The following is a 429-nucleotide window of genomic DNA, read 5'->3' as shown; positions in this document are numbered from 1 at the left end:
GACGAGGGCGGCGCTCGCCGCGCTCACCCTTCCGGGGTTCGTCGAGGTCGTGACCGTACCGCCCGGATTGCCGCGCACCAAGCCGCGGGCGCTGAATGTCGGGCTCGCCCTGGCCCGAGGCAGCTTTCCCGTTGTCTACGACGCCGAAGACGTGCCGGAGCCAGGTCAGCTCCGCCACGCCGTCGCGGCCTTCGCCGCCGCCGATCCGGACGTCGCCTGCCTGCAGGCTCGCCTCGTCATCGACAATGCCGAGGACAACCACCTGACCCGCTTCTTCGCGGTCGAATACGCGGCCCTGTTCGACGTCGTGAACCCGGCGCTGCCCAGCTTCGACCTGCCGATGCCGCTCGGCGGCACCTCGAACCACCTTCGGACCGAAATCCTGCGCCGCCTCGGCGGCTGGGATCCCTGGAATGTGACGGAGGACGC

Annotated in this window: 1 protein-coding gene; it reads left to right on the top strand. The window is 70.4% G+C overall.

What is annotated here, in order from left to right:
* Nucleotides 1–429, top strand: a 429-nt coding sequence (locus I6F37_RS41050) for a glycosyltransferase family 2 protein (RefSeq protein ID WP_225154527.1), incomplete at both ends; no start/stop codon positions are given.

Source organism: Bradyrhizobium sp. NBAIM08 (assembly GCF_020193935.1).
GTDB lineage: Bacteria > Pseudomonadota > Alphaproteobacteria > Rhizobiales > Xanthobacteraceae > Bradyrhizobium > Bradyrhizobium yuanmingense.
The sequence above is the reverse complement of the archived record's forward strand: the minus strand, read 5'-3'. Positions and strand labels throughout refer to the sequence as shown.